Annotated in this window: 19 protein-coding genes and 1 pseudogene; 9 read left to right on the top strand and 11 right to left on the bottom strand. The window is 58.4% G+C overall.

Translation table 11 applies throughout. From position 1 onward, the window contains the following. Positions 1–3 precede the first annotated feature (3 nt). A complete protein-coding gene (locus OKB81_RS02505; RefSeq protein WP_131653834.1) occupies positions 4–564 on the bottom strand; it encodes a recombinase family protein in 561 nt (186 codons plus the stop codon). A 517-nt stretch (positions 565–1,081) separates the two neighbouring features. On the opposite strand from OKB81_RS02505, the pseudogene OKB81_RS02500 reads away from it, so the two are divergent. Beyond that, positions 1,082–2,131 (top strand): annotated as a pseudogene (locus OKB81_RS02500) (SulP family inorganic anion transporter); the annotation flags it as partial. 869 nt (positions 2,132–3,000) lie between these two features. Further along, complete coding sequence (locus OKB81_RS02495) at positions 3,001–3,969, top strand: DUF932 domain-containing protein (protein WP_253085966.1); 969 nt, start codon at positions 3,001–3,003, stop codon at positions 3,967–3,969. A gap of 86 nt (positions 3,970–4,055) precedes the next feature. On the opposite strand, the gene vapC is transcribed toward OKB81_RS02495, so the two are convergent. Both vapC and vapB read right to left on the bottom strand, forming a co-directional pair. Further along, positions 4,056–4,460: a type II toxin-antitoxin system tRNA(fMet)-specific endonuclease VapC gene (gene vapC, locus OKB81_RS02490; protein ID WP_009408500.1), complete on the bottom strand. Its 405-nt coding sequence runs from the start codon at positions 4,458–4,460 to the stop codon at positions 4,056–4,058. Further along, positions 4,460–4,690, bottom strand: a complete 231-nt coding sequence (gene vapB, locus OKB81_RS02485) for a type II toxin-antitoxin system VapB family antitoxin (RefSeq protein WP_003285520.1) — start codon at positions 4,688–4,690, stop codon at positions 4,460–4,462. The genes vapC and vapB overlap by 1 nt, the downstream gene beginning before the upstream one ends. A 153-nt stretch (positions 4,691–4,843) precedes the next feature. Here vapB and OKB81_RS02480 point away from each other — a divergent pair, with 153 nt between their 5' ends. From OKB81_RS02480 to OKB81_RS02465, 4 genes are all read left to right on the top strand, one after another. Further along, positions 4,844–5,851 (top strand): YqaJ viral recombinase family nuclease, encoded by a 1,008-nt coding sequence (locus OKB81_RS02480; RefSeq protein ID WP_270670119.1) that lies wholly within the window; start codon positions 4,844–4,846, stop codon positions 5,849–5,851. 91 nt (positions 5,852–5,942) lie between these two features. Further along, complete coding sequence (locus OKB81_RS02475) at positions 5,943–6,893, top strand: recombination directionality factor (RefSeq protein ID WP_270670121.1); 951 nt, start codon at positions 5,943–5,945, stop codon at positions 6,891–6,893. Further along, positions 6,865–7,362 (top strand): RadC family protein, encoded by a 498-nt coding sequence (radC, locus tag OKB81_RS02470; protein ID WP_270670122.1) that lies wholly within the window; start codon positions 6,865–6,867, stop codon positions 7,360–7,362. The genes OKB81_RS02475 and radC overlap by 29 nt, the downstream gene beginning before the upstream one ends. 9 nt (positions 7,363–7,371) lie before the next feature. Further along, entirely contained in the window at positions 7,372–7,542 is a 171-nt protein-coding gene (locus OKB81_RS02465) for a hypothetical protein (protein ID WP_270670124.1), read from the top strand. A gap of 95 nt (positions 7,543–7,637) precedes the next feature. Here the strand turns inward: OKB81_RS02465 and OKB81_RS02460 are convergent, their stop codons facing one another. The 3 genes from OKB81_RS02460 to brxL all read right to left on the bottom strand — a co-directional run bounded on the left by OKB81_RS02460 (position 7,638) and on the right by brxL (position 10,817). Continuing rightward, the gene (locus OKB81_RS02460) at positions 7,638–8,126 is read right to left on the bottom strand and encodes an MIT C-terminal domain-containing protein (protein ID WP_270670126.1); all 489 of its coding nucleotides are present in this window, start codon (positions 8,124–8,126) and stop codon (positions 7,638–7,640) included. A 76-nt stretch (positions 8,127–8,202) separates the two neighbouring features. Next, entirely contained in the window at positions 8,203–9,183 is a 981-nt protein-coding gene (locus OKB81_RS02455; protein ID WP_270670128.1) for an IS5 family transposase, read from the bottom strand. 41 nt (positions 9,184–9,224) lie between these two features. Beyond that, the gene (gene brxL / locus OKB81_RS02450; RefSeq protein WP_270670147.1) at positions 9,225–10,817 is read right to left on the bottom strand and encodes a BREX system Lon protease-like protein BrxL; all 1,593 of its coding nucleotides are present in this window, start codon (positions 10,815–10,817) and stop codon (positions 9,225–9,227) included. A 110-nt stretch (positions 10,818–10,927) separates the two neighbouring features. On the opposite strand from brxL, the gene tnpA reads away from it, so the two are divergent. The 3 genes from tnpA (at position 10,928) to tnpC (ending at position 13,165) form a co-directional block, all read left to right on the top strand. Then, positions 10,928–11,245, top strand: coding sequence for an IS66-like element accessory protein TnpA (tnpA, locus tag OKB81_RS02445; RefSeq protein WP_071542627.1), 318 nt, complete (start codon positions 10,928–10,930; stop codon positions 11,243–11,245). Beyond that, positions 11,242–11,577, top strand: coding sequence for an IS66 family insertion sequence element accessory protein TnpB (tnpB, locus tag OKB81_RS02440; RefSeq protein WP_058173910.1), 336 nt, complete (start codon positions 11,242–11,244; stop codon positions 11,575–11,577). The genes tnpA and tnpB overlap by 4 nt, the downstream gene beginning before the upstream one ends. A gap of 61 nt (positions 11,578–11,638) precedes the next feature. Continuing rightward, positions 11,639–13,165 carry an IS66 family transposase gene (tnpC, locus tag OKB81_RS02435; RefSeq protein ID WP_143507942.1) on the top strand — a complete coding sequence of 509 codons (1,527 nt, stop codon included), beginning with the start codon at positions 11,639–11,641 and terminating at the stop codon, positions 13,163–13,165. Here the strand turns inward: tnpC and OKB81_RS02430 are convergent. The 5 genes from OKB81_RS02430 to OKB81_RS02410 form a co-directional block, all read right to left on the bottom strand. Continuing rightward, a complete protein-coding gene (locus OKB81_RS02430; RefSeq protein ID WP_201035472.1) occupies positions 13,147–13,311 on the bottom strand; it encodes an anti-phage BREX system Lon protease BrxL in 165 nt (54 codons plus the stop codon). The genes tnpC and OKB81_RS02430 overlap by 19 nt on opposite strands. Positions 13,312–13,323: 12 nt before the next feature. Then, complete coding sequence (pglZ, locus tag OKB81_RS02425; RefSeq protein ID WP_270670149.1) at positions 13,324–15,333, bottom strand: BREX-1 system phosphatase PglZ type A; 2,010 nt, start codon at positions 15,331–15,333, stop codon at positions 13,324–13,326. Between the two features lie 327 nt (positions 15,334–15,660). Beyond that, positions 15,661–17,772, bottom strand: coding sequence for an HlyD family efflux transporter periplasmic adaptor subunit (locus OKB81_RS02420; protein ID WP_201035471.1), 2,112 nt, complete (start codon positions 17,770–17,772; stop codon positions 15,661–15,663). Next, positions 17,766–19,112, bottom strand: a complete 1,347-nt coding sequence (locus OKB81_RS02415) for an efflux RND transporter periplasmic adaptor subunit (protein ID WP_236544920.1) — start codon at positions 19,110–19,112, stop codon at positions 17,766–17,768. Before OKB81_RS02415 ends, OKB81_RS02420 begins: the two co-directional genes overlap by 7 nt. A gap of 9 nt (positions 19,113–19,121) precedes the next feature. Beyond that, positions 19,122–21,762: VCBS domain-containing protein (locus tag OKB81_RS02410; RefSeq protein WP_270805118.1), on the bottom strand; the 2,641-nt coding region annotated here is incomplete at its 5' end.

Genomic DNA, 21,762 nt, shown 5'->3' with positions numbered 1-21,762 from the left:
GGTTCAGTCGTCCTTGCGAAGGTACTGATAGAGGGTTTCTCGGCTGATGCCGAACTCGCGGGCGAGCTGCGCCTTCGGCTCGCCCGCAGCGGCCCGCTGCCGCAGCGTGATGGCTTGCTCGTCGGAGAGGGCTTTCTTGCGGCCCCGGTAGGCACCGCGCTGCTTGGCCAGGGCGATGCCCTCGCGCTGCCGCTCGTGAATCAGGGCGCGCTCAAACTCGGCAAAGGCCCCCATGACCGACAGCATCAGGTTGGCCATCGGCGAGTCCTCGCCGGTGAACACCAGGCCTTCCTTCAAGAACTCGATGCGCACACCGCGCTGGGTCAGCTTCTGCACCAGGCGGCGCAAATCATCGAGGTTTCGTGCCAGGCGATCCATGCTGTGCACCACCACGGTGTCGCCTTCGCGAACGAAACCGAGCATGGCCTCCAGCTGGGGACGCTGGGTGTCCTTGCCCGAGGCTTTGTCGGTGAACAGCTTGCCGACCTCGACCTGTTCAAGTTGGCGTTCCGGGTTCTGGTCGAAGCTGCTGACCCGGACGTAACCGATGCGTTGTCCCTGCAAGATGCCTCCATGGGCTGGATGGGCGGCAGGGCTTGCGTTGGTTTTTGGTTCCATTGCGCCCGAAGCCTTGAATTTGTCAGGCTGAAATCTATGACCTTGGCAAGCATGTGTCAAAGAATGTGAAAGCGGACTCTATTCTGACGGCGTGATGCGCCTTGCCTGACATCCAGTTAGGGTATAGCTCAGGCTGACATCCAAACAGGACGCCCTAGTCCGGGGGTGACTCGCAGAAATTGCCCTCTTCCTGTAGACTGTTGCGGCCATTGAGTTACTAAAGACACTCGATAAGACCTCATGCTTACCCTGCAAAACATGATCTGGCTGCCTACGCCGCCATAGCGCTTCGCCCCCCCGCATCATCTGTGACTGCTTGCTCTGCCAGCGGTCGCTTTCTGCTGTGCTTTAGGTTTTAACACCCGCCACAGCTCCTCTACATCCGACATTTGACCTCGTATCGACCAGCTGCACTTGGCCTGCGCCATGCTGTGCTGCGCGATCCATTGCCTTGGGAATTCTGATGCTCCACTCGTTAAAACAAACCTGGTTATCCAACATCCGTGGCGACATCCTCGCCGGTCTTGTGGTCGCACTGGCCCTAATCCCTGAAGCCATCGCCTTCTCGATCATTGCTGGCGTTGACCCTAAGGTCGGCCTTTACGCCTCTTTCTGTATCGCTGTGGTGATCGCCTTTGTCGGTGGCCGCCCAGGCATGATTTCGGCCGCAACGGGTGCCATGGCACTGCTGATGGTGACTCTGGTCAAGAACCATGGTCTTGAATATCTGCTGGCCGCCACGCTGCTATGTGGCGTGCTACAAATTGCTGCTGGCTACCTGAAGCTCGGATCGCTGATGCGCTTCGTCTCGCGCTCGGTGGTGACCGGTTTTGTCAATGCACTGGCGATCCTGATTTTCATGGCTCAGCTGCCCGAGCTGACTAATGTCACCTGGCACGTCTACGCCATGACAGCCGCAGGCCTCGGCATCATCTATCTGTTCCCCTATGTCCCCAAGATCGGCAAGCTCATCCCATCGCCGCTGGTGTGCATCATCGTGCTGACCGCCGTCGCCATGTCGGTTGGTCTGGATATCCGCACGGTCGGTGATATGGGTGAACTGCCGGATACGCTACCGATCTTCCTCTGGCCTGATGTGCCGCTGACATTCGAGACGCTGGCCATCATCTTTCCTTATTCGGCAGCACTGGCTGTGGTCGGTCTGTTGGAGTCGATGATGACCGCGACCATTGTCGACGACCTGACCGACACCCCGAGTGACAAGAACCGCGAGTGCAAGGGCCAGGGCGTGGCCAACATTGCTTCGGGTCTGATCGGCGGTATGGCTGGCTGCGCGATGATTGGTCAGTCGATCATTAACGTGAAATCCGGCGGTCGTTCTCGCCTGTCGTCTCTTGCCGCAGGCGTATTTCTGCTGCTGATGGTGGTTTTCCTCGGCGACTGGCTGAAGCAGATCCCAATGGCTGCGCTGGTGGCAGTGATGATCATGGTGTCCATCGGCACCTTCAGTTGGGATTCGCTGCGCAACCTGAAGAAGCATCCGTTGTCGACCATTAGCAGCATTTTTAGCATAACCTCTTGATTTTACTGCTTTTTTATTAACTTCTACTGCCATGACACCCGCATATATACCCGCTTTTTATTGTGCTGCGGTGAGCTAGGGGTAAGCAGCCGAAGGCTAGGGAAGCAGGAACGAACAAGGACGGACCGGACGAGCCGGCAAGGAGAAGTCAGGCGCGCCAGCGCCAACGGGCCAGGGCCTTGATGACTCGCATCAGGAGGGTGCTGCTAGTGGTCACGGCGATATCTCGCATTGCTATCCCGGCACAGTAGCCGACAGCGCAATACGGTGCAATAACACTGTACCGCTCAACACCCGTGGAAAATCACACAGCAGCTCTGCTTGCCCTAAAGCCCCTCCGCAGAAGTCGATTCAAAAATATTTCAGACCTTTATTACCCATGGGAAGACGAGCACGAAAGGCTCGTTTCTACCTCTGGGTATCCTCTTTTGAACAGGAGTCTGAATGATGAGTATTTGCTGTCCTTCCTGCGGTTCTCTTCGAGTTGTAGCGCGCAATCATGGTCGGAAAGTCGGGGGCGCTATTGGTGCCGTTGGCGGCACGGCGAGCGGAGCAGCAGGCGCTATGGCTGGCGCAAAAAGCGGCGCGCTTATAGGGGCTTTCGCTGGTCCCGTGGGTATTACTCTTGGCAGTCTGGCTGGCGCGATTCTGGGCGGCCTGGCCGGTGGAACTGCTGGAGGCTTGGCCGGCGCTAAGATGGGTGAAGAGTTTGATTCTCACGTACTCGACAACTATGAATGTCATCACTGCGGTACTGCTTTTACACAAAATGAGCGTTGAATTCATCTTACCGATAAACGAAACGTTATTACGTATAAATACGTAGAAGGAGTATTGTAATGGCTCATCTCGTCGAAACCATGGCTTACGCCGGCGCTACCCCCTGGCACGGCCTGGGCAACAACCTGCCGCAGAAACAGCCCATCGAAGCCTGGCAACGCGAAGCCGGCATGGATTGGCAGATCCTGGAAAGCCCCGTGCACTTCAAGTCGGACGCAATCGGCCATCTGGGCGCGATCTACTCATTCCCCGAGCAGAAGGTGCTCTACCGTTCGGACACCAAGGCACCGCTGTCGGTGGTCTCGCAGCGTTACCACACTGTGCAGCCACGGGAAGTGCTGGAGTTCTATCGCGACCTGACCGAAGTCTCCGGCTACGAGTTGGAAACAGCTGGCGTGCTCAAGGGTGGTCGCAAGTTCTGGGCGCTTGCACGCACCGGCCAGGGCGCTGCGCTCAAGGGCAACGACCAAGTGAATGGCTACCTGCTGTTGGCCACTTCCTGCGACGGCACCCTGGCCACCACGGCAACGCCCACCACCATTCGCGTGGTCTGCAACAACACCCTCACCATCGCCCTGGACGGCACCAGCCGTGCGATCAAGGTGCCGCACAGCACCCGCTTCGATGGTGAGCTGGTGAAGAAGCAGCTTGGTGTCGCCGTCTCGCAATGGGACGACTTCATGTACCGCATGCGCCACCTGGCGGAACGCAAGGTGCAGTGGCATGAGGCACTGAGCTTCTTTATGAACGTGATGTGTGAGACCAGCCCGACCGGTCCGCTTCCTGAACAGCTGCCGAACGAGCGCGCTCTGCGCAAAGTGCAGGAGCTGTACGAAGGTCGTGGCCGTGGCAGTCAGCTCGACTCGGCACGTGGCACCGCCTGGGGCCTGCTCAATGCCGTCACCGAGTACGTCGATCACGAGCGCCGGGCGCGCAGCACTGAGTATCGCCTCGACTCAGCCTGGTTCGGCCAGGGCGCGCAGATCAAGCAACGCGCCTTGGACGCAGCGCTGCAGCTCGCCGCTTAAGCTGATGCGGCATAAACACAACCCCTGATCGCCACAAGGGTGATCAGGGGTTGTTCAGCTGCTCTGCATTAAATGATCGCCCTTAATCAGGCGTTCACCCAATCCTCGACGCGCAAACCTGGGACTCGCTCGAACTCACGAAGATTATTCGTGACCAGAATCAGTCCCTGGGCACGTGCGTGTCCTGCAATCATCTGATCATACGGGCCAATAGGCTTGCCGATACGAGCCAGCTCAGCTCGCAATTGCCCGGAATGAGCCGCTGCCTGAGCGTCGTAAGGCAGTACTTCCAGGCGCGCAGCAAAACCTTCAACGTCCGCCAGATTACGCTCGGGATTAGCGGACTTCTCGGCGCCGTAAATAAGCTCCATCAGGGTGACAGTGCTGATGCTCAGCTGCCCTGAATGGCGCTTGAAGGCTTCCCGCACCTGCTCAGGACGATTCTTGATCGTGAAAATGCAGATGTTGGTATCAAGCATGTACTTCAGCATCAGAACGCATCTCGCTCTTGATCTGCAGGCTGCTCGCGATCCGCCATGTAGTCAGCGGTCACACCTTCGCCATCGAACCAGACGTCCCAGGCCTCGCCTGCCGGCGTGATGATTCGGGCTCGACCAACTACCACTACATCCACCCGCTTCACATCCTCAGGCAGCGCAACCGCCTTGGGCAAACGCACCGCCTGACTGCGGTTGCTCTGAAAAACTGCACCTTGTTCCATGGAAACCTCCTGGGGATATGCCTTGCGTATAGCCCATTGTGCCAATCAAGCGGGATATGTCAAAGGCATATCCCTAACTAGCCATCCACCTACCACCATAAACGCCCGGTCAGCCTTGTGCTGGCTGGGCGTTTTTATGCCTGCAGGAGAAACATGATGAAAGCTACTTCATTGAACCGCAGCCCCAGCAAACCCCGCCCAGCCCTACGCCTGATCAGCACCAAGGAATTGCCCCGTGAGGACTGGCTGCAGATCCGCAAGCAAGGCATCGGCAGCTCGGATGCCGGCGCAGCCGTCGGCCTCAATCCGTATAAATCGCAGCTGGAGTTGTGGATGGAAAAAACCGGCCGCGACACCACATTGCCCAAGGCCGACCCGCACGATGAGGAAAGCCCGATGTACTGGGGCAACGTGCTGGAGCCCATCGTGGCCTGGCATTACAGCAAGCGCACGAAGAACAAGGTACGGCGCATCAACGCCGTACTGCAGCACCCAGATCCGGAGCTGCCCTGGATGCTGGCCAACATCGACCGCGAGGTGATCGGGGCCGATGGCGTGCAAATCCTCGAATGCAAGACCGCCGGCATAAACGGCGCACGCCTATGGAAAGAGGGCGTACCCGAGTATGTGCAACTGCAGGTGATGCACCAGCTCGCCGTCACCGGCAAGCAGGCGGCGGATGTGGCGGTACTGCTGGGTGGTCAGACGCTGGAGATCCACCGCATCGAGCGGGATGAGCAGATGATCGCTCGCCTGATCGAGCTGGAGCGCCAGTTCTGGCACTACGTGGAGACTGATACGCCGCCACCGGCTGATGGCACCGCTTCGGCAGAGTCAGCACTGCGCTGCCTCTACCCGGAGGACAACGGCCAAGTCGTCGACTTCACCCAGCATGCCGGGCTCAGCGCGGCTTACGTCGAGCTGAGGGCAGTTCGTCAGTCGATTGCCGACAAGGAAAAACGCGAGGCTGAGCTAAAGCAGATGCTGCAGCAGGCCATGGGCGATGCCAGCAGAGCGGAGTTTTCCAGCGGCTATGTCAGCTGGCGCAAAGCCAAGGACAGCATCGGTCTCGATGTCGCTCAGTTGCTCAAAGACAAGCCCTACCTACAAGCCAAGTACACACTACTGAAACCGGGTGCGCGGCGCTTCTTAGTCAGCTGAAGCCCAACTCTTCCAAACCTTCCCTCCCCTTGGCCAGTCCATGCAGTTCGCGCTGCGTGGCTGGCCTTTTTTCATTTCCAGGAGAGTCACCATGCTCAAAGGTCTGGCTATCACCCCGCCGGTACTCGGACGGATTTCCATCGGCAAGGTCATCGAGAAAAACGGCAAGCGGCTGCCGGAGAAGGATGACCAGTTCACCATCACTTCCCAGGTGCAAGGCAGGGACGGCTGGCTGTTGCACCCCCTCAACGACGAGCTGCGCCAAGGCAAGGACGACAAGCTGCGCAGCATTCCGGTACGCCTGCTGTTCAACGAGCCAGAGCTGAATTTCCGCGCGGATTACACGCTGTTCGACCGGCAGTCCGGACGTCCTATCTGCGTCGGCAATGGCGAGACCTGCAAGCGGGTTACCCAAGACGGCATGCAGTCGTTGCCGTGCCCTTCGCCGGATGCCTGTCCGCTCGCCAAAGGCGGTGCCTGCAAGCCCTATGGCCGACTGAATGTGGTCATTGGCGATGAGGATCCGCTGGGCAGCTTCGTGTTCCGCACCACCGGCTTCAACAGCATACGCACCCTCGCCGCTCGTCTGCATTACTTCCAGGCCATCTCAGGCAACCGCCTAGCCTGTCTGCCGCTGGAGCTGCGCCTGCGTGGCAAGTCGACTCGCCAGAGCCATGGCACGCCGATCTTCTACGCCGACCTGACGGTACGCGGCGGCATGGAAATGGCCGTGGCCCTGGTGTCCGCCAGTGAACTCGATTCGCAGCGGCAGGCTGCAGGCTTCAACCAGGATGCTTTGGATGAGGCTGCACGACGCGGCTTCGGCAACGGTGCGTTCGAGGACAGCGAGGAGGATGTCGGCGCCATCGTCGATGAGTTCTACCCCGAGGGTGAAGCAACTGCTGTAGCAACAATGTCTCAACTCAACCCCACCAAACCCAGCCTGGCTGAAAAGCTCGATGCACAGGCTGCACGTCAAACCCCACCCACAGACCAAAACCAAGGAGGCCGCCATGCGCCTGCACAAGCTGAAAGCCAGTGACACGACAGGCACCTACCTGGTCGAGTCGCCGGTGACGGAAAACGACATCCTGCTGATGGCCAAGCAACTGGCCAGTCTGCGCCTGCGCAAGGGCCGAGCACTGACTTCCCCCAAGGACGTGTTCTGCCACCTGCAAACATTGCTGGCCAACTATGAGCATGAAGTATTTGCCCTGCTCATGCTCGACAGCCGACACCGAGTGATTGCATTTGAGGAAGTGTTTCGCGGCACCCTGGACGGCGCCAGTGTCTACCCCAGGGAGGTCGTGAAGCTCGCCCTGGAGCACAACGCCGCTGCCCTGATCCTGGTGCATAACCACCCTTCGGGTGACCCTGAGCCCAGCATGGCGGATCGCAACCTCACCACGAAACTGCAGGACGCGCTGAATCTAGTCGGTGTGCGCACGCTCGATCACATCGTAGTGGCGGACGAAGGCTGCGTGTCACTGGCAGAACTGGGCTACCTGTGAGGAGGCGATATGAAGTTACTGCTACGCACGTTCGCAGCCGCGCTCATGTTTGCCGGGATCCTGGCTGGCTGCCTAGCGATATTGCTACTGACGATTCTGATGGTGCGCTTTCCGCCATTGCTGATCGCTCTGGTGTTGGCGTGCTGGATCTTTAATCGGCTACCGAAGTCTGAACGCTAGTTGGTCAGAAAGCATGGTTACAGCTGAGAGGCTGTAACCATGCCACTGTCTGCTTTCTTTTTTTTGCTCTGCCTGGTTACCAGGAGCAAGATCGCTCACTCGCTGGCATCCCCGACTTTAACGAACGTCGCACTGAACTCCTTGCATTGGCGATGTTGCTGCAGCCGGTTCGCAAAGCTAAACGCGTCGTTCAGTTCGAAGCGCTGGAAGATGTCCAGCCCACGTCCAAGCACGATTTTCCAGCCCGTATCAGTGGTGATGTCACGATCATGCTTAGTCCCTGTCGTGTCATACGCCCAAGTGAAATTGATACCCACCCCTGCACATGCGTCAGCAATTTTCTGCAGGCTTTCGGTCTGGCGATCACCATTGAACTCATCCTCCACGGTGACCACATGTACAGCTACTTCCTCACCTGAAACCAACTGCTTGCTGATCGTCTCCATCAGCTCCATCAGGTTGCGCAGTTGATGGAACATCCGCAGGTACGGATCAATAACGATGATCCGCTTAGGGATGGTCTGAAGTAGTCCTGTATTTTCAATCGACTTCAGCCGTCGCCGATTTTGAAAGCAGCAAACCAATCAAAAACGATCAGATCACCCGCTCATTTCAGTGTTTCTGGCCGCCGCGATAACCTCGCAGCGGCCATTTCCCACATTACAGGCGCACCTCTCCCGCATTCGTCAGCAAATGCCGGCGCGCCATCCACAGGTTCGACAGCGCAAACAGCGTCACCAGCTGTGCCGTATTCTTCGCCAGGCCACGGAAGCGCGTCTTCACATAACCGAACTGGCGCTTGATCACCCGGAACGGGTGCTCGACCTTGGCCCGCACCTGGGCTTTGGTCTTCTCGATCTTGCGCTTGGCTTTGTAGAGCAGGCTGCTCTTGCCCAGTTTCTTGTAAGTGCTGCGCCGTGCCGCCACCTGCCAGATCACCTCACGACCATCATGTTCGGCACGCTTCTCGACACCGGTATAACCGGCATCGGCGCAGATCACGTTTTCCTCGCCATGCAGCAACTTGTCGACCTGGGTAACGTCCGCGACGTTGGCGGCAGTGCCGACTACGCTGTGCACCAAACCCGACTCATCATCGACGCCAATGTGGGCCTTCATTCCGAAGTAGTACTGGTTGCCCTTCTTGGTTTGGTGCATTTCCGGATCGCGTTTGCCATCCTTGTTTTTGGTCGAACTTGGCGCATTGATCAGCGTGGCATCGACGATGGTGCCTTGGCGCAACGACAAACCCCGGTCGCCCAGATAGCCATTGATCACGGCCAAAATTCCGCCAGCCAGTTCGTGTTTCTCCAGCAGGCGACGGAAGTTGAGGATGGTGGTTTCGTCGGGGATACGCTCCAGGCTCAGCCCCGCGAACTGCCGCAGGATGGTGGTCTCGTACAGTGCCTCCTCCATCGCTGGATCGCTATAACCGAACCAGTTTTGCATTAGATGAACCCGCAGCATCGCCATCAACGGGTACGCCGGACGGCCACCTTCACCCTTGGGGTAATGCGGCTCGATCAAGGCAATCAACCCCTTCCACGGCACCACCCGGCCCATCTCGATCAGGAACAGCTCTTTGCGGGTCTGCTTGCGCTTGCCGGCGTACTCGGCATCGGCGAAGGTCATCTGCTTCATCAGAAAACTCGGTGGGGGGGCGTTCGGCTATTTTGCCAAAATCAGAAAGTCTTTTTCAGACTGTCCCTAGCCCCTTTCAGATAGGGCCCAAACAGCCTATCGAAGGTGACACCGCGCTGGTTCTCCTGAATAATCAGGTGCTGAGGTTTCAGCTCTGTCTCTTTACTCACCGAGCCAGCAGGCTGTTGAATGGGCTGGGGACTGGCCGCATCGCTAACCGGCTCGCTAGGAGCGACATTAGCCGTATCGAACAGATCTGACTCCGAGACCTCAGTCGCCACCCGCCGGTGGTACTGGTTCGGGTGCTCCCCCTCCTCCAAGGTGCTGACAAGCTTCTCGACGCCATCTTTTCCTTGATAGGCAAAACGAACAGTTGGGTAGGTGGTGTCTATGCGCAGCAGTTGATCCTTGACCCGCTTACGCCCTTCGATGGCACAGCGCAGCACATCCTCGACTTCAGACTCAGTCGCCTCGCCATGAGGGAAGAGGATCTTCATCAGACCGGAGAAGGTCTTATTGATACCGTCACGATCACGCGTGGAGATTTCATCCGACAACGTGAACAGACCTTTGTAGCGATCCGAGAAGTCATGGCTGCGCAGTGAACGAAGGATCTCGGCCAGATAATCGACCACAAAGCCGTAGCCGCTGGAGAACATCTCCCCACGGATTACGTCCACTTCCCAGCCCGGAATGTAGCTGTGCAGGCGATCGAGGAAGGCCGAGTCGTGAAATTTCTCCGGCAGCGGATCGAATAGGTCGCTGTGCTTAAGCATGTACGGAACGGTGTGATCGGTGTTGCCCACGAACACCATGCTGGCCTCGGCCCCAAGGGTTTCCACACCCCGCGAGAACGACTTGTTGGCCATGTAGTTCTTCATGATGTCGACCAGCGCCTTGTCCACCCGCTTCTGCTTGCCGGCGAACTCGTCGAAGGCCACCACGTCCCAGTAGCCAACCAGGCCGAGCTTGCCCGTACCGTTGTGGACAAACAGCTTGGGCACCGTCACCTCTCCGCCGGAAATCAGGATGCCGTGGGGCGAAAACTCGGAGTAGACGTGCGACTTGCCGGTGCCCTTTGGCCCTAGCTCGATCAGATTGTAGTTCCGCTCGCAGAATGGAATCAGACGGATCAGCTGCAAGAGCTTGTTGCGCTTGCCGAACATCTGCGGATTGAAGCCGATGCTCTGGATAAGCAGATCAATCCACTCGTCCGTGGTGAACTGCTTGCGAGACTCCAAATAGCCGTCGAAATCAAAACGAGAGATCTGGATAGGCTTAAGCGACGCCAGCACCCAAGGAGAGGCGGACTTATCCTCGGTGTAGTCATACTCCAGATCAGCGATGCACCATACCCCACCGACCAACAGCTTCTGATGTGCTTTCACTGTGCTGGAGTCGATCAGCACCTTCTTTATCCCGAGGTTGGCGAATTCAGCCTCGTACACATCGTCCTTGTCGTTGAGAGAAACACTTATACGGTCAATGACCTTGTGGCGCCCCTTCTCCTTAATCGTCGAACGCACTAGTCCCGCTTCGTTGCGATGCACATAGTGCTTGCGCAGGATTTCTTTAACCGTCTCGATGCCGGTTTGAATCGTCGACTCATCATTCGTTGCGCAGTACTGGCCCAGCAGGTACTCCGTAAGCGTCCAGCCAAGTCACCTTCCGAACTCCAGCATTAAGGGCGATGGTGTCCGCGTATTTTTAAGCGGACGCGATAGCCCTTATCGCCGGGATTCCCATGCGCCAACGAAGCTCTTACCCCAAACCATTCAAGGCCCAGGTTGTTCAGGAGTGCCTGCAACCCGGCGCGACCGTCTCCAGCGTTGCCATCCGCCACGGCATCAACGCCAACGTCATTCGCAAGTGGCTACCGCTTTATCGAGATCAACTGCCAGCTGCGTTGCCGGCATTCGTTCCAGTGAGGGCTGCGCCTAAACGGTCGACTGAAGCATCGGTGATGATCGAGCTACCGCTTGGCGAGCAAGCGATCACCGTCAAATGGCCAGCCTCCGACCCTGAAGGCTGCGCCCGCTTTGTCCGTGGGCTCACCCAGTGATCCGCATCGATACCATCTGGCTCGCCACCGAACCCATGGACATGCGCGCGGGTACTGAAACCGCGTTGGCCCGCGTGGTGGCGGTGTTCGGTGCCGCGAAGCCCCACTGCGCCTATCTCTTCGCCAATCGTCGCGCCAACCGCATGAAAGTCCTGGTGCATGACGGCGTGGGTATCTGGCTGGCCGCACGACGATTGAACCAGGGCAAGTTTCACTGGCCAGGCATCCGCCACGGTTCGGAAGTCGAACTCGACGGCGAGCAACTTCAGGCGTTGGTTCTGGGTTTGCCCTGGCAGCGCGTTGGTGCAGCCGGCGCAATCACAGTGCTGTAGCACCAGCCATTAGCCCATCGGTGTATCTGCGCTGAGCGCCTGCTCTGGCACAATCAGCGGCATGACTTCCTCGCCCAATCTCGACCAACTGACAGCTGAGCAACTGCGCGCCCTGGCCGCGCAGTTGCTCACGCAGGTCGATTCGATGGGCAAAAAGATCCACCGTGATCAAACCATCATCGAGCAGCTCACCCACGAAATCGCCTGGTACAAGCGGCACAAGTTCGCCAAGCGCAGCGAGCAGCTGAGCCCTGACCAGGGCAGCCTGCTGGATGACCTGCTCGACACCGACATCGCCGCCATCGAGGCGGAGTTGAAAGCCGTCAATCCTCCGGTTGCTCCAGCCGAACCACGCCAACAACCCAAGCGCACAGCGCTGCCCGCGCAATTTCCGCGAACCGTGATTCGTCACGAGCCGGAGAACACCCAGTGCGCCTGCGGCTGCCAGCTGCAACGCATCGGTGAAGACGTCAGCGAAAAGCTGGATTACACGCCGGGCGTGTTCACCGTTGAGCAGCACGTGCGTGGCAAATGGGCCTGTCGCCAGTGCGAAACCCTGATCCAGGCCCCTGTGCCGGCCCAGGTGATCGACAAGGGCATCCCCACCGCCGGCCTCCTGGCTCACGTGATGGTGGCCAAATTCGCCGACCACCTGCCGCTGTACCGGCAGGAGAAAATCTTTGCCCGTGCCGGCCTGGCCATCGCTCGCTCGACACTGGCCCAGTGGGTCGGACAAACCGGCGTGCAGCTCCAGCCGCTGGTCGATGCGCTGCGCGAAGCCGTGCTGGCCCAACGCGTGATCCACGCTGACGAAACCCCGGTGCAAATGCTCACCCCAGGCGAGAAGAAAACCCATCGGGCATACGTCTGGGCCTACAGCACCACGCCCTTCACCGATCTGAAGGCCGTGGTGTACGACTTCAGCCCCAGCCGTGCTGGTGAGCATGCGCGCAATTTTCTGGGTCAGTGGAACGGCAAGCTGGTCTGCGACGACTTCGCCGGTTACAAGGCCAGCTTCGAGCAGGGCATCACCGAAATTGGCTGCATGGCCCACGCCCGCCGCAAGTTCTTCGATCTTCACGCGGCGAACAAAAGCCAGTTGGCTGAACAGGCACTGCACGCGATGGGCGGTTTATACGAAATCGAGCGGCAGGCACGGGACATGAGCGATGAAGAGCGCTGGCGAATACGGCAGGAAAAGGCCTCACCGATCCTCGATACGCTGCATGACTGGATGCTGGCCCAGCGTGATCTTGTGCCCAACGGATCAGCCACGGCAAAAGCCTTGGATTACAGCCTCAAACGCTGGGTAGCGCTGACGCGCTACCTGGAGGATGGAGCTGTGCCCATCGACAACAACCAGGTCGAGAACCAGATCCGGCCATGGGCACTGGGGCGCTCGAACTGGTTGTTTGCCGGGTCGCTACGCAGCGGCAAACGCGCGGCGGCGATCATGAGCCTGATCCAGTCGGCGCGGATGAATGGACATGATCCGTATGCCTATCTCAAGGACGTGCTGACACGACTGCCGACGCAGCGGGCGAGTGAGATCGGCCAACTACTGCCGCATCAGTGGGTACCTGCCTGAATCACGCAAGGTGAGTTCGGCGGACGCTTACGGTACTCCAGCACGTAGGACGGCACGATGGCGTTGCCCTTAACAGCTTTGACAAGATCCTTGCGAACGACTAAACCCGCGAAATGCTGGTTGATCTTGTCATCGAGCTGACTCATGAAGGCTCCCGCTTAAAAATCGAATTCACTGGTGAACGAACGACGAATCGTATACCGAGTGGCCTTGTACTGGGTGAAATGCGAGGTGCCTTCAACCTGCTCTTCGAGTCGTAGCTCAACCTGCTGGTTGTTTGCTTCATCGGCTTTCCGGCTCAGGATGAAGCGCACCGACAGCTCGCGCTCACGCGGGTTATCGGACGCAAAATCGAACGTCAGCTCATGCGAGTCGGAGATCAGCTCCCCGTCCAGGGTATACAGGCCTGCACGCAAGCGGCGAGCTTGTTTCTTCTCGGTGACCGCCTCGGACTGATACAGCACAACAGCCAATTGGCCAGTCGTGATACTCCTGCTGCCGCCACCGATGAACTCGACGTCGACACTGCCCACATCGCTTTGGCGCTTTTTGTTGATACGCACAACCGGGATCACCACTTCTTGCAACGTGGCTCCGCCATGTACGAACCGGCTGCCTGAGCCTTTGAGACGCAAGCGGTTGATCGACTTAGGGATCTGTACATCCAGCGATCCTTCAAGTCCCAGCTGTTCAGGGGTGAATGTCCGGAAACCTGCTTGACTACGCAGACCGCGCCCAAGGACGAAACGTCGGTCGCGATAGAGCACCTCGTCGCCTTCCGGTACGTTGCTGAGAAAATCGCTCTCCTCCAGCGGTCGGTGCTGGTAGATGAAGCCATGATCTGCAGTGACCAACAGGTTGCTGGCATTGGCGTTGGTCAGTTTCTTTATCAGCCGGACAAGCTCGGACAATGTCTCTTCTGCCGCAGCAAATACCCGCTCCTCGGTATCACGGGTATCGCCAGTCTTATCGATCAGGTTGTGGTAGACGTAAACCACATCATTATCACGCAGGAGTGCCCGTGAGTCGGCCTGGTTCATAGCCAGCAGATCCTTGGCCAAAACAACAGCAGAACTCGGCACCGCAGCAGCAAGGATCTTGCCGCGATTAGTCGAGCCCTGAGCGCTCTGACCATCCACTATTGCATCGCCGCTATCGTTTTCAGCCAGCTGCAGTGCCTGGTTAGGTAGCAGTGCGGCCATACCCAGCTGCGTGTAACTCGGCAACATGGAAAGCGCCGGCTCCAGCTCGGCCTCAAAGCGGTCTTCACGGCGAATCAGGCTCTGAAGCTCTTCGCCTACCTCGTAGCGGAAGGCATCCGAGATCAGCACGCAGACCTTAGTCTTGCGCTCCAGGAAGGGCTTTACACAGCGGCTGAAGAAATTCCGCTGCAGCATGATCGGAGCAGCCGTCCAGCTCGGAGCAGAGTCCACAAACTGCTGCCAACGATCATTGAGACGAGCCAGATAGTTGTTGGTGTACTGGTTTTCGATCTGAGCGCTGAGCTCCTCCAGCAAGGAGGCCTGGCCAGACTTGCGCGCGTGATGGACGAATTTGCGATACAGCTGATCTAGCCGATACCAGCTCTTGGCATACTTCTCCACGCCATCGGCCAAGGAGGCCATTTCCAGCTTGGCTGCATCCAACGTCTGCAAGAACTGCGCGGCATGGTCCAGCGCCAGATAGACATCCTCGAAATGGCTGAACCAATGGCTCTGGCGCCGTTGACGCACAGATTGTTCGACATCGGCAGCAGTCGCCGTTCGGACTACCGTCGCGCGAACCAGCTCACTGAGGATCTTGCGGTCGATCAGCTCAAAGTAATCAAGATCCAGGAGGGCTCGATAATCGAGCTTATGCAGCTTGTCACCAATCTGTAGCACCTCTGCACACTGCGCAGAGAGCAGCTCGAAGCTGCTCTCATGCGAACGGCTGTCCTTCCAGCGCCGGAGAAAGACTAAGGACTCTGCAGACAAGCGCGACTTGTACTCAGGATCCGTGCCCATCATGAAGCAAGCCTTGAACAGCTCGATCACGAAGTCGTGCAGTCCCGGCTGCTGCGACACATAACCGTAGGCGCGCTTCATCTGCTCCCAGAGGAAGCTATCCAGGCCACTTGTTTCAATAAGCTTGATGCGTGTGACTTCAGCATTGGCGAGCTCAACCAGCCCGCTGTTACGGATATGGCAAAGCCAGACAGACCAGCTGCCGATGCCTTGCGCCGAAGACTGGCAACCGGAAAACGTGCTGGTGTGGCGCCCTCAGTGGCAACTTCACACGGAGCGGATAAGCTCGCTTCAGGCTGATCTGCTAGCGCCCTTTCGGTCAGGCAGCACGCTCAGTCAGGTGCTGGCGTTTAGTTCAGAGGATGAAGCCGAAGCCATACCGGCACTGGCAGAACTGGTAGCCTGGGGGTGCCTTTGCCCCGCGTGACATTCTGCACCTGCATGCCAGCGCACCGCTCATGGATCGGGCAGGCGCGCAAATCATTTTGCTCAGAATCCGGACTCCCGAATAAAAAGCGCAATCAAACGCTGCAACTGATGCAGCAATGCACTCCGTGGCTTGCCTTCAATGACGGCCACGCCGGCCTCCCTTTTCTGTCGAAGAACCTCGGGTACGGGGCCTTCAAGCGTCATTTCAACGCGATAATGTGCAGCTTCCGGTATCAGCCGGTCATCCTTGAGTCGCGCCGCGATAGGGCCGCCCGCGTCAGAGCCGAGCTCTGCGTAGGGCAACGCCGGAACAGCGCTGATATCGATTTGTGCAACCCGCACAGGTATTCGCTCGCCCTCACCGGAGGATGCGACAAATACACCGACCTGACCGTGTTCAAGAGAGGTCAGATAACGCTCGTTTACCAATCCTTCAATGATCAGTTGGTCACTGTTGACCAGAGTAAGAATCGGCTCATCGCGTCCGATCCACTGGTTGTCAGACAGGCTTGCCATGGCGCCGACAAACCCGTTGATCGGAGCCCTGACGACCAGCTTCGCCTCCCGCTGGCGCAACCCGGCCAACTGTTCATTCAACTGCTGCAGACGCTCAAGGTTGACCGCCTGAGCGACCTGGTCATCACGAAAAGTCGACTGACGAGAGAGCTTCAGGCGAACCAGCTGAAGCTGTTCCAGCGTTTCCTGCACTTGCTGCCTGAGTTCCGGCGACTGCAATTGCACAAGTACCTGACCCGCCGTCACACGATCGCCGGACTGCACGTGAACCGCCACTACCTGAGCCGGCTCCGACGCAAACAGCGATTGCACCTGCTGAGCACGCAAGACGGATGGAAGCCGAACATCAACCGACAAGGGCAGCAACATCCAGACTAGCGCCAGCAATGGCAGTGCCCACCCGGCCAATCGCCAGCCTGTCCAGTGAAAATCAGCGCGACGCTCTCGCCACGTACGTACTTCCTTGAATATGGGCATGACGATGAACCAGAGCACCTCGACAATGAATAGAAAGATGCCAAGCACCTTGAAGAAAAAGTGATACACCAGCAGAGCAATACCCAGGAACAGGAAAAAGCGGTACAACCATGTGCCCCAGGCATAGAGAATCAGCAGCCGTGCGCGTCGACGTGGCATCGGCTCCGGCAGCGGATCATTCAGCCCCCATAGCCAGCGACGCAACCGCCAGCGTCCGAGTTCGAACGCACGCTGTTGAAGGTTCTCTACCCCAATCAAGTCGGAAAACGCGTAGTACCCGTCAAACCGCATAAACGGACTGATGTTGACCAGGACAGAGGTAACCCAACTGGTGGTCGCAATAAAAAACGCGGCACTGCGCAGCGAACCATCCGGCAGGACACCCCACAGGAACGTGGCAATGAGCGCGAGATAGAGCTCTGTTCGGACGCCAGCAGTGACAATACGCAGGCGATCACGACGGGACTTCAGCTTCCAGGCATCCGTAGTATCGGTATACAGCACCGGAAACATCACCAGGAATGCGACGCCCATGGACGCCACTCTGCAACCTAGTCTTTGCGATACCAGCGCATGCCCCAATTCATGGGCACTCTTGACCAGCACCAGCGTCAGACCGTAAAGCAGAAACCCTTCCAGGCTGAAGAAGTAAAGAAAGGTCGCACTGAACTCGTCCCATTGGCGCAGCACCAGCAGGCCGCCCAGGACGCCGAGAACCATAACGATCCGATGTGCAGTACTGCCGAGCAGCCATGACAGCTCCGGGCCGACTTTATTCAGCCAGTTGTCAGGCCGAAACAGCGGAATTCGAATAAACAGATAGTTATGCAGTAACCATTGCAAGACGCTGGGCCGGCTGCCCTGCTGTTGACGATAAAAGGCGTCACTGGCGCCGTTGCTGCGGGCAAGCACCAGGTTGTTTGCAATCAGAAATTCGGAAAACGCACGAATCTCATCGACCGCATGATCCAGCCCTCGGGCCTGCAGAAATGCATGCATCTCTTCCAGCGTGCGGCCTGGCTGCCAGTGGCGAATCAGCGCCAGGGCGTCTATCGACAGGGTGAAATAACGGTTACGCACTCGATCATGCAGCAGATAACGTGGCGCACCATCTTCGTCATGCCCTCCCGGCAGCAGCTTCAGGTCCTGCCTGAGTGCAGGTAGCCTGAACTCTACCATCCCAGCCACTGCCGAACCGAGGTAATGGGGCGGCGAAACAGGTAGAAGAAGATGCTCACCTTCTCACCGTACACCTTGGCGGTACCACGCAGGCCAACACGGGGAGACTCTGCCTGCAGCTCAGACTCGCTGAGCTGTGCGATCAAACGGTAGGCCAGCTGCTGATCCGGCGTCGTCTGTGGTTCGTAACCGGACTCACTGAGCTGTGCCGACCAGGCATGCAGAGGATCATTGTCGAGAAAAACCCTTACCTCCGATCCCGATACCAGGGAAATCGAATCCTTGACCGGTAGCATGATTCTGAACTCCACCTGGGTCGGATCCGCAACCTGCATAATCCGTTCCCCTACCCTCACAGGCCGGCCCTTCCAGTCGTCCGGGTTGTCAAGTACCGCAACACCCGGCCGGTCAGCCGTAATCACCGAGCGTTCCAGCTGGTCCCGGGCAAACTGCCACTCGGCCTGTCTCAAACGAACCTGCGCTTCCAGTTCGGCGAGCCTGGCTTTCTGCGTGGGATCCAGAAAGCCGCCCTGCTGAACCGTTTTCAACTCGGCCTCGGCAACGGATAACGCCTGCCTGGCAACCGCCTCCTTACTGGCAAGCTCACTTTGCTCAAGCTCGATCAGCACATCGCCCGGGCGCACCTGCTGATTGGGCTTTACCGCTACCTGCCTGACCACCCCTTCCAGGGGGGCTGCGACAACATGGGGAGACTTCGGTACCACTTCAACCGGCGCCAGGGTGCTCAGGCGCACCGGTAGCAGCATTATCAGCAGAACCGCCAACAGGCTGGCCAGCCACACCTTGCGGTGCTGCAGATTGCTTTTCAAACGAGTGAACTGCTGACCGCGACGCAGCGCAAAGAGCGCGTGCCCGGCACTTCCCGCCAGATGCTGCAGCACACTCTGCTCGGCCTCGCTCCAGTTTTTGTCTCGCAGAAGAAGCAGAACGCCTGCAACCTCGCCATTTCTGGCCTCGATCCGCAGCGGTTGCCAAAGGATATGGTCGGGCAGACCAAGCTCTCGCCATTCGTTGGCAAGGTCCGCGCTCAGATCAGCCGGCCTCAGCTGGGTCTGATTTTCCGGACTCCCCTGCCCAATTACAAAACGCGCCAATTGCTCAACCCAGGCGATGTAGGGTGAGGTGTAATCAACGGTAGGCAAATCAGACGCGGCAACGACGTGCGGCCGCTGCAGGCGCTCACCGACCAGCAAAACGCTCTGGGTGTAAGGCACGCAGGTATGTGTCTGATTGACCAATGTATAAAACAACTGCGCAAGGCTTTCAGCCTTGCGCAGTTGCTGTTCAAGCCCCAAAAGGGCCGCGACAGTATCGCTCACCAATACCCCTTAAACTGACTGGAGCATCGACACGAGTCGGCTGCCATAGTGGTCACGTGCCGCTATTTCCGCAGCCAACTGGTCATTCAGCGGAATGAATCCCGTTGACTCGACGTCGGCAGGCTCCGCAGTTTCCGCATCAGCGCCGGCCGCCCGCTTGAACAGCTCCTCAAGGTCAAGCTTGAGCTCAAGCACACGAATCTGCCCGTCGGAGCCGATCGCCTGAACCCGGATACTGACCTCTTTCTGACCAGCAGGCGGATTGCTGATGGTGACCGACCCAGTGGTTGGATCCAGCTGAATCCAGCCGGGGAGCTGTTCACCACTCGACAGCGTTCCGCCGTATCGCTGGGAACCACCGTTGGTGCTGGTGTCCTGAATCGCGATCACCACCTGCCCTTCGGAATTGCTCTGGATGCTGGTTACCACCAGAGAAACAACATCGAATGCATCCTGCTGAACCTGGGTGAACTCGACCTGACCAGCCTCGTTTACATTGACGTCAACCGATGCGCGAACGGTCGTTGACCCATCGGAGTTCCTGACCTGGACCGCGATGGCGCCGGGCTCGGACAGAATGACCTGCTCGGATCGGTCTTCACTACCGTTGTCCGCACCCTGCAGATCATCAGACGGCTCGCTACCTTCACCAATGGCATCTTCAACAACACTTTCGAAGCCAAGGCCGGACGACGGCATAAAGCCACTGGAATCGAGCGGGTCACGCGTGTCGCCGCTCTCGCTGACAAGCCCATCTGGCATACCCGACTGCGGGAGTTCAACCGGCTGGAAGTCACTATCGGGCGCCGCGGGCGGAGTGCTGCCCGGACCCGGATTGGCCGGAGCTTCGTTAGGCACGGCAGTCACCGTCAGCTCAAACACTCTGGAGACAGTGGCACCCTCGGCATCAATTGCCGTTACCTGAACCTCGAACACACCTGGCTCGCGCGGCGAACCTGAGATCGAGCCGGTCTCCGGGTTGTAAACCAGCCCGCGCGGCAGTCCGCTGATGCTGAAGTCCAGGTCCTCTCTGCTTAGCGTCGAGTCCTTGTCGGAGAACAGACTGTCCACTTCGAGCGCATAGCGGTCGCCCAGCTGCACAGTGGTTTCCTCACGGCTCAGCTCGCGCGCGGTGACTTCTGGGGCATCGTTGGTGCCAAGGATCCGGAAGTTCACAACAGCCTGATCAGTCGCGCCTTGACTGTCTTCTACTGTCACGGTGTAGCTGAAATTGATTTCATCTCCTGCATTGAGGAAATCCAGGTCAAGGCCACGGACATCGTACGTCCAGCCAATGCTTCCTTCGTTATCCAGCCCGGTGGCACCGGTGCTGAATGCGTCAACCAGAGCCTGAGCCAGCCCTGCAGGCAGCGTACCTACGACACTGTCATCCGCGCGGCTCCAGGTGATATCGTCATTCGACTCAAAGCTGACGTTGATCGTGTCCGTCAGATCGACATCCGCAAAGTGCACCTCGCCGGACTGCACCAGATCCTGGGCGGCAGCATCACCTGCTTCGGTAAAGTCCTCAGGCGCGTCAACAGTGACCTGCGGCGCATCGTTGCTGCCGGTCAGGGTAACGGTCACATCCTGGGTCGCGGTGCCGCCCTGGCCGTCATCAACGGTAATGGTAAACACCGCGGTAACGACTTCACCCTCAGCCAGGAATTCCAGGTCACCAGCGTCGATGTCGTAAGTCCAATCGACAGTACCGTCGTTGAAATTCCCATCTGCCGCGCTGATGCTGAAGGCATTCTCGATAGCTGCCAGCTGCTCGGTGGTCAGCGGCAGATTGGTGGTGCCGTCGGCTTTCTTGGCGGTGACTGACTTGATTACTTCGCTCGCCGTCGGGCGGTCGGTCAGATCCACATCGCTAAAGCTGATCGAACCGCTGTCAGTCAGGTCACTGCTGCCGTCGGTGATCTCGCCGGCAACATCACCTACGCTGATCTCCGGCACATCATTGCTGCCGGTCAGGGTGACAGTCACGTCCTGGGTCGCCGTGCCACCCTGGCCGTCGTCAACGGTGATGGTAAACACGGCGGTAACCACTTCACCCTCAGCCAGGAATTCCAGGTCGCCGGCGTCAATGTCATAGGTCCAGTTGATGGTACCGTCGTTGTCATTACCCTCCGCCGGGCTAATGCTGAAAGCATTCTCGATCGCCGCGAGCTGCTCGGTGGTCAGCAACAGCGCGGTGCCATCCGCTTTCTTGGCGGTAACCGACTTGGTTACTTCGCTCGCCGTTGGGCGGTCGGTCAGGTCCACATCGGTAAAGCTGATCGACCCGCTGTCAGTCAGGTCACTGCTGCCATCGGTGATCTCGCCGGTCACATCCACCACACTGATCTCCGGCACATCGTTGCTGCCGGTCAGGGTGACAGTCACGTCCTGGGTCGCCGTGCCGCCATTGTCGTCATCAACGGTGATAGTAAACACCGCGGTAACCACTTCACCCTCAGCCAGGAACTCCAGGTCGCTGGCTTTGATGTCGTAGACCCAATTGACGGTGCCGTTATTGTCATTACCCGCCGCCGCGCTGATGCTGAAGGCATTCTCGATAGCTGCCAGCTGCTCGGTGGTCAGCGGCAGATTGGTGGTGCCGTCGGCTTTCTTGGCGGTGACTGACTTGATTACTTCGCCTCTCGAC

Source organism: Aeromonas sp. QDB56, from assembly GCF_027705505.1.
GTDB lineage: Bacteria > Pseudomonadota > Gammaproteobacteria > Enterobacterales > Aeromonadaceae > Aeromonas > Aeromonas caviae.
This window is presented reverse-complemented; position numbering and strand designations above follow the sequence as displayed.

Excerpts from the sequence above, each read along its gene's own strand:
- tnpA (WP_071542627.1), top strand. The coding sequence starts at position 10,928 with ATGCGCCAACGAAGCTCTTACCCCAAACCATTCAAGGCCCAGGTTGTT.
- OKB81_RS02475 (WP_270670121.1), top strand. The coding sequence starts at position 5,943 with ATGCTCAAAGGTCTGGCTATCACCCCGCCGGTACTCGGACGGATTTCC.
- OKB81_RS02420 (WP_201035471.1), bottom strand. The coding sequence starts at position 17,772 with ATGGTAGAGTTCAGGCTACCTGCACTCAGGCAGGACCTGAAGCTGCTG.
- vapB (WP_003285520.1), bottom strand. The coding sequence starts at position 4,690 with ATGGAACAAGGTGCAGTTTTTCAGAGCAACCGCAGTCAGGCGGTGCGT.
- tnpC (WP_143507942.1), top strand. The coding sequence starts at position 11,639 with ATGACTTCCTCGCCCAATCTCGACCAACTGACAGCTGAGCAACTGCGC.
- OKB81_RS02430 (WP_201035472.1), bottom strand. The coding sequence starts at position 13,311 with ATGAGTCAGCTCGATGACAAGATCAACCAGCATTTCGCGGGTTTAGTC.
- OKB81_RS02465 (WP_270670124.1), top strand. The coding sequence starts at position 7,372 with ATGAAGTTACTGCTACGCACGTTCGCAGCCGCGCTCATGTTTGCCGGG.
- OKB81_RS02480 (WP_270670119.1), top strand. The coding sequence starts at position 4,844 with ATGATGAAAGCTACTTCATTGAACCGCAGCCCCAGCAAACCCCGCCCA.
- OKB81_RS02455 (WP_270670128.1), bottom strand. The coding sequence starts at position 9,183 with ATGAAGCAGATGACCTTCGCCGATGCCGAGTACGCCGGCAAGCGCAAG.
- OKB81_RS02495 (WP_253085966.1), top strand. The coding sequence starts at position 3,001 with ATGGCTCATCTCGTCGAAACCATGGCTTACGCCGGCGCTACCCCCTGG.
- radC (WP_270670122.1), top strand. The coding sequence starts at position 6,865 with ATGCGCCTGCACAAGCTGAAAGCCAGTGACACGACAGGCACCTACCTG.
- vapC (WP_009408500.1), bottom strand. The coding sequence starts at position 4,460 with ATGCTGAAGTACATGCTTGATACCAACATCTGCATTTTCACGATCAAG.